Annotated in this window: 18 protein-coding genes; 7 read left to right on the top strand and 11 right to left on the bottom strand. The window is 43.7% G+C overall.

The window, feature by feature from the left end; translation table 11 throughout:
- Window positions 1–70 precede the first annotated feature (70 nt).
- Genes F6K53_RS11725 through F6K53_RS11715 form a run of 3 tightly spaced genes read right to left on the bottom strand, consistent with a single transcriptional unit; the run spans window position 71 to window position 2,705 of the window.
- On the bottom strand, window positions 71–1,129 hold the full coding sequence (locus F6K53_RS11725) for a tetratricopeptide repeat protein (protein WP_293071408.1): 1,059 nt from the start codon (window positions 1,127–1,129) through the stop codon (window positions 71–73).
- A complete protein-coding gene (locus F6K53_RS11720; RefSeq protein ID WP_293071407.1) occupies window positions 1,126–2,475 on the bottom strand; it encodes an ATP-binding protein in 1,350 nt (449 codons plus the stop codon). Before F6K53_RS11720 ends, F6K53_RS11725 begins: the two co-directional genes overlap by 4 nt.
- Before the next feature lie 38 nt (window positions 2,476–2,513).
- On the bottom strand, window positions 2,514–2,705 hold the full coding sequence (locus tag F6K53_RS11715) for a hypothetical protein (protein WP_293071406.1): 192 nt from the start codon (window positions 2,703–2,705) through the stop codon (window positions 2,514–2,516).
- Between the two features lie 892 nt (window positions 2,706–3,597).
- Here F6K53_RS11715 and F6K53_RS11710 point away from each other — a divergent pair.
- Window positions 3,598–3,855, top strand: a complete 258-nt coding sequence (locus F6K53_RS11710) for a hypothetical protein (protein WP_293071405.1) — start codon at window positions 3,598–3,600, stop codon at window positions 3,853–3,855.
- A gap of 130 nt (window positions 3,856–3,985) precedes the next feature.
- On the opposite strand, the gene F6K53_RS11705 is transcribed toward F6K53_RS11710, so the two are convergent.
- The gene (locus F6K53_RS11705; protein ID WP_293080796.1) at window positions 3,986–4,345 is read right to left on the bottom strand and encodes a hypothetical protein; all 360 of its coding nucleotides are present in this window, start codon (window positions 4,343–4,345) and stop codon (window positions 3,986–3,988) included.
- Between the two features lie 141 nt (window positions 4,346–4,486).
- On the opposite strand from F6K53_RS11705, the gene F6K53_RS11700 reads away from it, so the two are divergent.
- Window positions 4,487–4,903 carry a helix-turn-helix domain-containing protein gene (locus F6K53_RS11700; RefSeq protein ID WP_070394850.1) on the top strand — a complete coding sequence of 139 codons (417 nt, stop codon included), beginning with the start codon at window positions 4,487–4,489 and terminating at the stop codon, window positions 4,901–4,903.
- Between the two features lie 12 nt (window positions 4,904–4,915).
- On the top strand, window positions 4,916–5,113 hold the full coding sequence (locus F6K53_RS11695; RefSeq protein ID WP_293044803.1) for a hypothetical protein: 198 nt from the start codon (window positions 4,916–4,918) through the stop codon (window positions 5,111–5,113).
- Here F6K53_RS11695 and F6K53_RS11690 read toward each other — a convergent pair.
- The 4 genes from F6K53_RS11690 to cobM all read right to left on the bottom strand — a co-directional run bounded on the left by F6K53_RS11690 (window position 5,110) and on the right by cobM (window position 7,430).
- A complete protein-coding gene (locus F6K53_RS11690; RefSeq protein ID WP_293071403.1) occupies window positions 5,110–5,463 on the bottom strand; it encodes a phenylpyruvate tautomerase MIF-related protein in 354 nt (117 codons plus the stop codon). The genes F6K53_RS11695 and F6K53_RS11690 overlap by 4 nt on opposite strands.
- A 126-nt stretch (window positions 5,464–5,589) precedes the next feature.
- Entirely contained in the window at window positions 5,590–6,075 is a 486-nt protein-coding gene (locus F6K53_RS11685; RefSeq protein WP_293071402.1) for a flavin reductase family protein, read from the bottom strand.
- Window positions 6,076–6,180: 105 nt separating this feature from the next.
- Window positions 6,181–6,597: a zf-TFIIB domain-containing protein gene (locus tag F6K53_RS11680; RefSeq protein WP_293071401.1), complete on the bottom strand. Its 417-nt coding sequence runs from the start codon at window positions 6,595–6,597 to the stop codon at window positions 6,181–6,183.
- Between the two features lie 35 nt (window positions 6,598–6,632).
- A complete protein-coding gene (cobM, locus tag F6K53_RS11675; RefSeq protein WP_293071414.1) occupies window positions 6,633–7,430 on the bottom strand; it encodes a precorrin-4 C(11)-methyltransferase in 798 nt (265 codons plus the stop codon).
- A gap of 127 nt (window positions 7,431–7,557) precedes the next feature.
- On the opposite strand from cobM, the gene F6K53_RS11670 reads away from it, so the two are divergent.
- A complete protein-coding gene (locus F6K53_RS11670) occupies window positions 7,558–7,764 on the top strand; it encodes a hypothetical protein (protein WP_293071400.1) in 207 nt (68 codons plus the stop codon).
- A 175-nt stretch (window positions 7,765–7,939) separates the two neighbouring features.
- Here the strand turns inward: F6K53_RS11670 and F6K53_RS11665 are convergent, their stop codons facing one another.
- Together F6K53_RS11665 and ychF are read right to left on the bottom strand one after the other, a co-directional pair.
- Window positions 7,940–8,296, bottom strand: a complete 357-nt coding sequence (locus tag F6K53_RS11665; RefSeq protein WP_293071399.1) for a phage holin family protein — start codon at window positions 8,294–8,296, stop codon at window positions 7,940–7,942.
- Window positions 8,297–8,323: 27 nt separating this feature from the next.
- On the bottom strand, window positions 8,324–9,415 hold the full coding sequence (ychF, locus tag F6K53_RS11660) for a redox-regulated ATPase YchF (protein ID WP_293071398.1): 1,092 nt from the start codon (window positions 9,413–9,415) through the stop codon (window positions 8,324–8,326).
- Between the two features lie 764 nt (window positions 9,416–10,179).
- Between ychF and F6K53_RS11655 the strand changes: the two genes are divergently transcribed.
- Window positions 10,180–10,692 (top strand): Ycf51 family protein, encoded by a 513-nt coding sequence (locus tag F6K53_RS11655; RefSeq protein WP_293071397.1) that lies wholly within the window; start codon window positions 10,180–10,182, stop codon window positions 10,690–10,692.
- A gap of 5 nt (window positions 10,693–10,697) precedes the next feature.
- Window positions 10,698–10,820 carry a hypothetical protein gene (locus F6K53_RS11650; protein ID WP_293071396.1) on the top strand — a complete coding sequence of 41 codons (123 nt, stop codon included), beginning with the start codon at window positions 10,698–10,700 and terminating at the stop codon, window positions 10,818–10,820.
- On the opposite strand, the gene fetB is transcribed toward F6K53_RS11650, so the two are convergent.
- Window positions 10,792–11,571: an iron export ABC transporter permease subunit FetB gene (fetB, locus tag F6K53_RS11645; RefSeq protein ID WP_293080792.1), complete on the bottom strand. Its 780-nt coding sequence runs from the start codon at window positions 11,569–11,571 to the stop codon at window positions 10,792–10,794. The two genes, F6K53_RS11650 and fetB, sit on opposite strands and share 29 nt — an antisense overlap.
- Window positions 11,572–11,649: 78 nt before the next feature.
- Here fetB and F6K53_RS11640 point away from each other — a divergent pair, with 78 nt between their 5' ends.
- The gene (locus F6K53_RS11640) at window positions 11,650–11,946 is read left to right on the top strand and encodes a hypothetical protein (protein ID WP_293080789.1); all 297 of its coding nucleotides are present in this window, start codon (window positions 11,650–11,652) and stop codon (window positions 11,944–11,946) included.
- The last annotated feature ends 34 nt before the right edge of the window (window positions 11,947–11,980 follow it).

The raw sequence follows: 11,980 nt of genomic DNA, 5'->3' as shown, positions 1-11,980 counted from the left end.
CAGCCAAAAGTGATAAGGGATCCATAATTAAGATGTGCTCAGGTTTAATGAGTTTAATTGTAATAGCAATTCATAGTCCCAACTGATTTAGAGCATCGCCGCACTGAACTAAAGCTTGAGCTGAGTTTGGTTCAATTTCAATGGCTTGCTCGTAACTCTTGATTGATGCCTCTAACCGCCCTATGCTCTTTAAAGCATTACCTCGATTAATCAGCATCTGACTCAATAAAGCAGCTTTATCAAGTTCCAATTCTTGGGAAATTTTGATTGCTTTATCATAAGAAGCTATGGAGCGCTCATACTGCTTGAGGCAATATAAGGCTCCACCCAAACTACTTAAAGAAGCTAATTCTCCGTAGCGGTCACCAATTTCATGTTGAATTTGTAAACCCTGTCGAAGATAGTCAATCGCTTCTCGATATTGGCCTAAGGATCGATAAGCATTACCCAAGCTACTTAAAGAATCTGCCTCACCCTTGCGATCGCCGATTTCTCGTTGCCTTTGTAAAGCCTGTTTAAAATAGTCAATCCCTCTCTCAGCAGTTCTACCACTACCAACCTTAATTTTGTCTTGCCCTGGTTGGATTACATTTTCAGAGAAACCGTTAGCTCCTATATCAACAGAAAACTTAAAAACACCTGCGCTCCAATCAAAGAAATCAGGAGCACGGCGAATAAAGTATTTAATAGCAAACGCTGGCAACACAAAAACGAAGCAAAGAGTTTTGAAATGATCTCTAAATAGCTCTCGCCGTTGGTTTAAGTGGCTCAAGATGCTAGGGACAGTATCAAGATTGTAGTAATCCCCGTCTCCGCCATATCCTGGCTTGATATAAGCTTCTAAAGATTTTTCGAGACCTTGAATGAAAAGAATACTCAATTGATCGCGGTCTAGAATCTTTTCAACACGATCATAAAGATTATCAATGGGCTCGGTTAATGTTAAGGTTGATATTTGCTTCTGGGGTAAATCCTGATGCACTCGCCCAATGATCCCCTTAGCCTCTGCTGGAGGACATTGCATGAACACAATCCCAAATCCCCTCCGTCGCCTCAGCGATCGCAAAAAGGCTTGGTAAATCTCTTCCCGAGAGGGAGGAGTATCGTTAGATGACTTAGCAAGACTCATAAAGCTCTTACCTTAGCAAGTTCATTTTGAAATCTTGGAATCCCTGCGATTAGTGGATGAACGTTACGCCAAATATGTAGGTTCTTGTTTTGATCATGATAGTGGTATTCCAAGAGACAGCGCTTAAACAACAAATCTAAGTGAGCATCATCATTATATGCCTGCTTGAGATGACATGCTCGCGCTAAAGTTTCCCATTCACTCTCCTGTACAGTCTTCTGATAGGTCTCTCGTGTTTCTTCAATCGCTCGCTTTGCTGCTTTTCCAGTAATCGGTAGTTCATCTGTCCAGTCAATCGCTTTCTGGATTAATTGCATCAAGTTTCGGACATGTCCACCACTCATTAGACAAAGATTCTTCAAAGTCTGACCGTTATCAAATACCGGCGGAAAATCTAGCCCGTCTACTTTCCCCTCTAGGGTTTGAAGCAAGTTGGGTTCGATCAGGGCAATTCGACGACAGATCAATTCTCTCATTTTGTCTAGCCCTAGTTTATTTTCTGTTCCGTCTGGATTGCGGATCATGATCATGGGCAATACATCAGGTTTATCGTAATTATTTTCGAGCTGAGTTGCCCGTCCTGAGTACACCATCTTTATTGGCACAGTATAAATTACATGACAAGCCAAATTTCCTAACATTTCACTGTGATTCAGATAAATTTCATCATAGTTACTTGGTTTCCCTATTTCTTGGGTTTCTCCCATGCGATCAAGGTTGTCAACAATCAGGACAATTCCTTGACTGTCAGCAGACAAGGAGTTTTGAGCTTCCTTGATAAAGTCGTTGAGAGCTTTTACTAGAGACGGAGTATTGGCGTTGACTTTTTGGCGGAGTTCACGCCGTTTATCTGGTGTGGCCCTAAGGTTAGTAGTAATCTTGGCAAACTGTGAGATTTGTCCTTCTAAACTTAACCCATCAAACGCCACCTCGGTCAGGGCAATATCCTGTAAGGATGCCCAACGATCTTTCATCCAATTTAGTAATGGATTATGCTCTTTCACCTTAATTTCTTCTACCAAGTGGCGAGTGCAAGCCAAGAGAATATCTGCATAATCAGCATCTTGGGGTTCAATATCTTCGTCATCTGCGGCAAAGTAAACCACAAAATACTTCTGTTCTTCTAAATAGTCTTTTAGCCGTAAAAGTTCAGTAGATTTACCGACTCCTCGGTGCCCAGTGTAGAGCTGGCATGTTGGCTGCTTAGAGCGCCTAATTTTAAGTCCTAACTCTCGAATAACTTCCCAATCACCACGAACGTCTTGACAGTCAACATAAACCTCTTTAAGGGCAGGCCGAAAAGGTTCAAAGGAACTATAGATTTCGCTCAGTAAGTCCAACGCCACGACTACCTCACACAATGGTTGAGTTTAGATACTATTTATTATAGTATAGCATGTTTAAATTGGGTAAGTAATTTTATTATTGGGAGTAGGGAGTAGGGAGTAGGGAGCAGGGAGCAAGCAATAGGTAAAAAACTGTGTATTTTTTTACCATTATCAACGCTACACTTAACTAATTTATCATCACGAAAAAAAAACGCGATGCTCTTCGCCGCTACGCGATTGACCTGCATGTCACGCTAGGCGATCGCACTCCCCAACTCTAATACCTAACCCCTAATTCATCAATCTAACCCTTAACCCCTAGGTTTCGATCCCCCTAAATCCCCCTTAACAAGGGGGACTTTCCGGAATTAAACTTTTGATAAACAGGACTTGACTGACTCCCCCCAATGTACACGGGGGGCTGGGGGGGATCGAGCTACAAAATGCTATATAAAGTCATGATAATTTTAATAAAAAATGCGATTTACCTACATGTCACGCTACACGATGCTCTGAAAGAGCCGCTACGCGATCGCATTCTTAAAAAGGGGGACTTTCCGGAATTAAACTTTTGATAAACAGGACTTGACTGACTCCCCCCAATGTACACGGGGGGCTGGGGGGGATCGAGCTATAAAATGCTATATAAAGCCATGGAACTATTTATAAACTATAGGATCGCACTCCCCAACTCTAATACCTAACCCCTAATTCATCAATCTAACCCTTAACTCCTGGGTTTCGATCCCCCTAAATCCCCCTTAACAAGGGGGACTTTCCGGAATTAAACTTTTGATAAACAGGACTTGACTGACTCCCCCCAATGTACACGGGGGGCTGGGGGGGATCGAGCTATAAAATGCTATAGAAAGCCATTAAATCTAGGATAAAATATGATATGCTCAGCAAAGAGCCGCTACGCGATCGCTTTCAAATATACCCTCCCAAAACCCTCTCAAAAAAAAACGCGATCGCTACTACTAACTTCAACTAAAAAAGCAATAAAAATAATCTAATAATTTTTATTAATACCCCCCCACAGCAAAAAAATATTCAAAAAAAAATCTGAAAAATACTTGACAAAATGAATATTTTTTTATTAACATAAAAATGTTGCCAAAACAAACAACAAAAAACATTATGGACATCGAAAACTTTCTTCCAAACTTTGAGTATAATCCCAACAATCCTAATTTCCCTGAATTATCTGGCCAAGCCCAGCCAGGACGGGAGCAAATCAAACATATATTGATCGGTTCTCCCAAAACCGTCCGGGTCACAATCTATAATCTTTATAGCCGTGGCTACGCCCAAGTTCATGAGTGGAGCACTCCTCAACCTACTGGAAATTCTGGAGAGGTTATCAGTATATTGAGTCGATATCTGTTGGTAGATTAAGATAGGAACTTGCCAGGGATTCCAATCCCTGGCGACAGGTCAAAACTCAGCAGAAAGTACGAAGTCTAAAGTATCAAACCTAAGTTGGTATGTTGTTGATTTGGTGAACACATAGTCAAGAACCCTAGGGCTATTGACTATTACAAGAAATGATTCGGTCAAGCATTGGAATTAACCAGGACTTGACCGAATTTTTTTTATTGAGGGAACAGGGAACAGGGAATAGGGAATAGGGAGTAGGGAATCGGGAATCGGGAATCGGGAATCGGGGGGGGAGATATTGCGTAGGGTGTGTTAGGGGCGGGCTTGGTTTGATGTTCAACTTCTTCGCCCCTGAAGCCGCCCCGTAACGCACCACCCAAAAACTTGTGATCCTTGCGTAGGGTGTGTTAGGAGCGGGCTTGGTTTGATGTTGAACTTCTTCGCCCCTGAAGCCGCCCCGTAACGCACCACCCAAGGACTTGTGATAATGCAATAGTTTTTCTAACACCTATATAACCCAAATCACACCTAGCGTTAATGCAATAGTTTTTCTAACTCCCCACGTTAACCACTCATACCACCTACTACTTGCATCTTTTAAAAAATCGTGTTACGATAACAATATCGTAAACACAACGGTTTTACCGCCATGATGATTTCTACCGCACAAGCCGCTGAATTACTAGGTATCTCTGCCACTCGCGTCCGTTTCCTGTTGAGCAAGGGCAGAGTCAAAGGAGCTTATAAGGTCGGTAGAACTTGGGTGATTCCCTTATTTGATGGCATGCCAGTGGTTACCCCTGGCACTCGCGGACCGAAGCGGAATTGGTCAAAGCGTACAAATTACACTAAAGCTGTGATCCACGTTAACCAGAAAGTGATTCGCCAAAATCACAACACCGGCGAACGCAATCCGGTGATTACTGTCAAACGAGGCTCTAAAAACACTTACGGTCATACCGTCGAAGTCAATGGCCCTTGTCGGGTCATGTATCGCCCGGATAATCCCCTACACTGTGGAGCACGGGTATGGATTGAGACTATTTCTGACTTTAAAGTGAGCTGAGCGGCCAAGAGTGTGGAGAGAGGCGAAAGGGATAAAATAGTTGGCGAAAATCTTGGTATCTTTGAGAACTATTGTATTGTCTTGATGCAATCGCTCATGGTGGAAACCACACCACTTGTTCCCTGTTCCCTGTTCCCTGTTCCCTGTTCCCTGTTCCCTACTCCCTACTCCCTACTCCCTACTCCCTACTCCCTACTCCCTAACCTCTAACCAAACGTTGACCCATTCCACCCCCACATATGTCTCTGGGCATCAGCAAATTCAATATAAATTCGGTTGAGTGCTACACCCAAGGTCTCATTAATCGTCTTGCAAAAATCCTGACTCATCGCCTTAGTTTGAGTGGGCTTCATGGTGCCAATATTTTTAATTTCCACATAGCAAACTGGGTCAAAGCTACCAGCAAAAGTCATGGCCACACCAGGCTCAAACGCTGTCATCACATAAGCTTCTGGTTTACCCACATGCTCGGCTAGTTTTCCTGACAGGTTTTTCAGCAACCCATCAACCGCTGCTGATTCAGGAGCATCAATGGAAGTTTGAACTTTAATTAGAGGCATAGTTTTGATATCACACTCTAGTTGAGGTTTTGAAGATAAATTTTAAGCTGTCAGCCGTCAGCTATCAGCCGTCAGCCGTCAGTCGTCAGCCGAAAGCTGATTGCTGATTGCTGATTGCTGATTGCTCTAACCGCCATACTGCCAACCAGTGCTTTCTAGTAACAACTGATCTCCTTCCCGATGAATGCCAGCACCAACGACTTCAGCAACAAAGACCGTGTGATCGCCTTCTTCCACACTCCCTCTGACCTGGCATTCTACATAACCGAGGGAGTCAGAAATAATCGGACAACCAGTTACTTCTCCAAAGTAAAATTCTACATCAGCAAACTTATTACCAACGCGACTTTGGGGTTTAAAAAATTTGGCTGCCATATCTTTTTGCCCACTATCGAGGAAGCTTAGGGCAAATACCTCTGTTTTCTTAATGATGCCGTGGGAGCCAGTATCTTGTTTAACACAGTTAACTATTAGTGGCGGTTTGAAGGAAGACTGCATCACCCAGCTGACCGTGAAACCATTGATTGTTTCTTCACCATCTCTGACACCACAGATATATAGACCATGGGGAATTTTGCGCAGCATCGTCTTTTTCGCTTGTTCGTCTAGCACGAGTGTTTCTCCCTAAGTTCTTAGCGTTGGCGTAGCGTGACTTTTCGGGCAAAGCCCGACGCTGCGCGAACGGTCAATGGCAATTAGTTTACAAAATTTTGGCGTTTAAAAGACAGGATTTGGGATGTCCTTTTGGGGTCTAAACATGCGCTTAACTCGATGTAGAACACCTCTGGGCTGAAAATTATGCTTATACTGCCTGAATTCTCCAGCATCTAGCCAAACCCCGTGGCATTCGAAACATTTTTCGTACCAGATGCTGTACTCATCAATATCAAGCATGCGGACCATTTTAGCTCCGCAGCGGGGACAGTAAATATCATCATTGATCTTATTCAGCTCAGAGCCAATTTCCGGGTCTCCAATATCTAGACTCTCAGAACCTTTAATCTTTTTGAGTATTTCGGCCTCCAGGGAATCAAACCAAATGCCTTTGCAGTTGACACAGCGGTCTACTTCAATGTCATGGCAGGTAACTGGCTCTAATGTTCCTGTACACTTTGGGCAATTAAGTTGCTTCACACTTCCATACAAAAATTAATGTTATATTATATATTTTATACAATAGAGGGGTGAGGACGAAAGAGGTGAGAGTGTTCAGGATGATAGAGACGGGAACGGGTTTTAAGGCCATCACGGTTTAAAGCCGTCTTTAGTGCCGGACTGATTAAGTAAAGGGTTGTCCGAATTAAATTGTGCTCATGAGTAGTTGCTGCCATTTTGTCAAGGTCAACTAGCCAGATTTTTTCATCTGGCCAGCCAATGCGGAAGCAAACCGCTACTGGTGTATCGGCGGAATAGTGTTTTAGGAGTTTGGCTTGAGCCGCTTCTACGTGACGAGCACTGAGATAGAGACACAGACTAGCTTGATGGGCAGCTAGGGATGCTAATTCTTCTGATTCCGGCACAGCAGAAGCACGACCACTGATCCGAGTAAGGATAATCGTTTGTACTAATCCTGGTATAGTTAGCTCAACACCAAGTTGTGCCGCTGCTGCTTGAAAGGCGCTGATGCCTGGGATAACTTCAAAGGGAATAGATGCTTCCTTTAGAGCTTGCATTTGCTCGTGGATAGCACTATACAGAGTCAAATCTCCTGAGTGTAGCCTGACCACAGATTTATGCGATCGCACCCGTTCAATCATCAGTGGCACAATCTCTTCTAGGGTTTTGTTGCCAGAGCGAATAATTTCGGCATCAGCACGAACACTCTCTAACATCTGTTTGGGCACTAGAGAATCTGCCACTATAATAACATCTGCCTTTTGGAGGATTTTCAAGGCTTTGACAGTTAATAAGTCTGGAGCGCCTGGTCCAGCACCGATGATGTAGACTGCTGGTGCGATTGAATTCATATAGTAGTTCTCAATTGGGTAAGGTATAAAGTGGTAGGGAGTAGGGAGTAGGGAGTAGGGAGTAGGGAGTGCAGGGCTCGGGCGTGGATATTTCAAGACAAACGAAAACTACACGGATTTAACCTAGATGCACAGATCAGATGGTCATTTGTTATCGGTGTATCTTCGGTGTTTGTATATCCGTGTAGTGCCGACAAGCCAAGGAGCTAGAGTTTGTTCTCCTTTGCCCCTGTTGTGTTTAGCTGTTGTGTTTACCTGTCTGTTTAAGCATTCAGCTATCAGCTATCAGCTATCAGCTACCGGAGGCGATCGCTGCACGGGGTGGGATGAGTAAAACGAGCAGGGATTTCCAAGCAGTTGTACCAGTAACCCACATGCTTGTTTACTATCTCCCGTTGATTAGCTGACGGCTGATAGCTGACGGCTGACGGCTGACGGCACCTCAAGTAGCGTGCGCGTAGCGCATAAGCTGTCTGTCTACCTGTCTTTTAGCTGTTAGGTACCAACAATCAAGTCAAGGTTCCGAGCACCTTATAGATCAAGGAATTAACGAAACCAAGGGCAATTGCGCCGATCAAAGCGCTCCAAAATCCCCAGCGCAGTCGGAATCCCGTTACCAAAGCAGCGGCTAAGCCAAAAATAATGGCGTTGACCACAACTGCAAAAACCCCAAGAGTCAAGATAGTAAGAGGAAGAGCTAAAACATCCAGGATTGGTTTCAATAGGGCATTGAGAATGCCGAACACCACTGCTGAAACCAATGCTTTCTCAAAACTATCAATCTCGACACCAGTTGGCAGTTTGGAAATGATCAACAAACTGATTGCAGTAACCAAACATGCAATTAAAAGACTAACAATATCCATGGGTATAACCCCTTAGAGCACCACTACTTAAACATTAAAGCGGAAAAGCATCACATCTCCCTCTTGCACAACATAATCTTTACCTTCTGAGCGAACTAACCCTTTTTCCTTAGCAGCCGTCATCGCCCCAGAAGCTACCAAATCCCCATAAGCAACGGTTTCTGCTCGAATAAAGCCTCGCTCAAAATCCGTGTGAATTACCCCAGCCGCTTGGGGCGCTTTCATACCAGCAGTAATAGTCCAGGCTCGGGTTTCCTGGGGACCAGTGGTGAGAAAAGTACGTAAGCCCAACAATTCATAGGTAGCGCCAATCAAAGATTTTAATCCCCCTTCTTCCACACCAAGGGACTGAAGAAAATCCTCTCGCTCTTCCTCAGGTAACTCAATTAGTTCTGACTCTACTTGAGCAGAAACCACTACCACTTGAGCATCTTCGGTAGCAGCAATTTGCCGCACTTGCTCGACCCAGTCATTACCAGTGGCTAAGTCATCTTCAGACACATTAGCCGCATAGATGACTGGCTTACTAGTCAGTAACCCCAATTGCTTGACTGATTCAGCTTCTTCTTCTGTTAAACTAATCTGGCGCACTAATTTGCCTTCATTCAACCCAGCGCTCAAGGTTTCCAAGACATCAAGTTCCATCTTGGCATCTTTGTTACTACGAGCTTGCTTCCGGGTACGCTCAATCCGGCGTTCAACTTGCCCTAAATCCGCTAAGGCTAATTCTAGATTAATTACTTCAATATCCCGCCCTGGGTCAACGGAGCCGGAAACATGGATGATGTCATCATCATCAAAGCAGCGCACCACATGGACAATAGCATCGACTTCTCGGATATTGGCTAAAAACTGGTTACCCAAGCCTTCCCCTTTACTGGCTCCCTTGACTAAACCAGCAATATCCACAAACTCAATCCGAGTTGGCACGATTTTCTGAGATTCAGAAATCTTTGCCAGAACCTGCAACCGCTGATCTGGCACAGCAACTACACCCACATTCGGCTCAATGGTACAAAAGGGGAAATTAGCAGCATCTGCCTTGGCATTGGCAACTAGGGCATTAAATAAGGTTGATTTGCCTACATTGGGCAGTCCAACAATTCCGGCTCTTAGCATAGTAGTCTAATATAGTGCTTTAAAATGGACAATGGACAATAGAAAATTGAACTGATCGGCCAGTTGTTCTACTGTTGTAACAATTATCCCTTATCTCCTTGGTTTTTACTTTATAATTTTACTTTATAAATGGTCTATATTGGTCTATAATGGTCTCAAATCAACCGGTTACAAATACACTACTGAGGGCTATTACTAAACCATATCAATTTACGTATTTTGAAGAGGAACGTGATAGTCGTAAGCAACATATAGTAGCAGCTTGTAGAGTCTTTTATCAGTTATAATTTGCCTTTGGTGTGGCAGGTTATAATAGTGTTCGTGACCCGGAACATTTAGACTGTTTCTGGATTACTGCTATTGGGAAACACTTTATTAAGCTTGTAGCATCGGCAAAAACTTTTTGGTTATGGGTGAGTATTCTAGATAATATTACTTTGCCTACACTCATTGAATTGGTTGGTATTTTTTGACTAGAGATTCAAAAGCTTATTGAAAGTGTTATGTGCAAAAATAGGATGCTCCCGAATCTAGAGGCTAATCTAGTTGGAACAGCTTGTATGGTGGGCAAAAACAGTTTGGTTATGGGTGAGTATTCTAGATAATATTACTTTGCCCACCCTACTTTAAGATGCAGGGCGGCCAAAAATCCTGAAATCCTTATATAGTTGATTAACTCTTGCCTATTGCCTCTTGCCTATTGCCTCTTGCCTTTCCTTAAGGGAGTATGTTCACAAGTCAAATTACCAACTCTATAAACTACTATGCCAACAACAGCTGATTTTCTGATCTACACTCAATGGGCAGGTATTCTGACTTTAGCCTGTGGCTTGATTGCTATACTCGGTTTTATCTTCAAATGGGGACTCCGGTTTCGTCTGGTAGGAGTCACTGGGTTTATGCTAGTGCTAACAGCTAGCTTTTTCTCGTTATCCTTAGTACCGTTTACCCGTACTACCATTCCAGGGGCAATCCGATATACTGTAGTCTACGATAATGGTGGCAACCAAACCGTGATTGCTTTGGCCCCTACTGCTACAGAGTCGGAAGTAGAAGCGACACTGCGCCAAGCTGCTAGTAATTTTTATTCCTATGGACGCCTCGGTGGCGCAAATAACCAGTTAACGATTCGAGCCCGGACGATAATCCATCCGGAAACTGGTGTATCCAAGCCGGTATTGTTGGGTCAGGTTATGCGATCGCTTGCTGAGCGTGATGATCCAGATATGGTGATTGAAGTCTATTCCCAAGAATTTGCTCAATTGCCTCAAGAGTGATCGGTATGAGGTACACTCAATTCTCTTGCCCCTACTCCCTACTCCCTACTCCCTACTCCCTAAAACATGGGACTGTGTACCTCACCCAATGGATAACTGCTATATGGTTAACTGCTCAGACTGATTAAAAAATTGCCGTGTCAACCCATAGGTTATCAATAAGGTTGCGATCAAGTTAGTAAATGCGAGCATAAACATAATTAATATCTGATAGGAAGCAGCATTCAAGGGATCAATACCACTTAACAATTGACCTGTGATGATTCCAGGTAAAGTCACCAGTCCCACTACCATCATGGAGTTAAGAGTAGGAATCAACCCAGCCCGAATCGCATCCTTACGGTAACCGGCTACGGCTTGTTGTCCCGTTGCACCTAAACTTAAATGGGTTTCGATTTCCAGAGTGCTGTTGCTAATGGTGCTAACTAGGCGTTCCCCTGCGATCGCAGCCCCATTCATGGCATTGCCCAGCACAATACCTCCTAAGGGAATCAGGTACTGGGGTGCATACCAAGGTTCTGGTTGAATCATCAATAGATTTGTATAGATTAAGGTCAATGCTGTACTGAAGAACAGGGAACTGAAAACTATTGGTAAAAGTCTCGGTATCTTGTGGTTACTAATCCGATTGCGGGCAGTAATGGTACCAATAGTCAGCATTACCATTAAGATACCTAAAACAGGAATCGGGTGATCTAAGGCAAAAATTACAGCCAGCACATATCCCACAACAATGAGTTGTACGATAGTTCGGCCAGTTGCGATCGCTAGTTGAACTTCCAAACCCAGCCTTTGCCAGCTCGATAAACCAATTGCGATCGCCATCATGCCCAATCCCCACGCTAAATCGCTAATATCGAGTTCAATCAAAGAATCCACCAGCCACCACAGCTAACTTGTTTTAATCTATTGTGTCAGATCCTCTGTTAATTGTGATGGCAGTTGGAGGTTAACCGGTTGAAGGTTAACCGGTTGAATGTTAACAGGTTGAAGGTTAACCGGTTGAAGGTTAATAGGTTGAAGGTTAACAGGTTGAATGTTAACCGGTTGAATGTTAACCGGTTGAAGACTAGTTTTGAACCATCAACCATCCCAGCATCCCAGCTTCAAACCATTCAACCATTCAACCATTCAACCATTCAACCATTCAACCCTTCAACCCTTCAACCCTTCAACCTTCAACCCTTCAACCTTCAACCTTGGCCAAAGGCCACGCTACGCGAACAAACCTTCAAGGCCAGGAGTGAAAAGTAAGCTGCAGGTAAAATTTGAACCCTTTTTGCAAAAA

Source organism: Moorena sp. SIO4A1 (assembly GCF_010672065.1).
Classification (GTDB): Bacteria; Cyanobacteriota; Cyanobacteriia; order Cyanobacteriales; family Coleofasciculaceae; genus Moorena.
The sequence above is the reverse complement of the archived record's forward strand: the minus strand, read 5'-3'. Positions and strand labels throughout refer to the sequence as shown.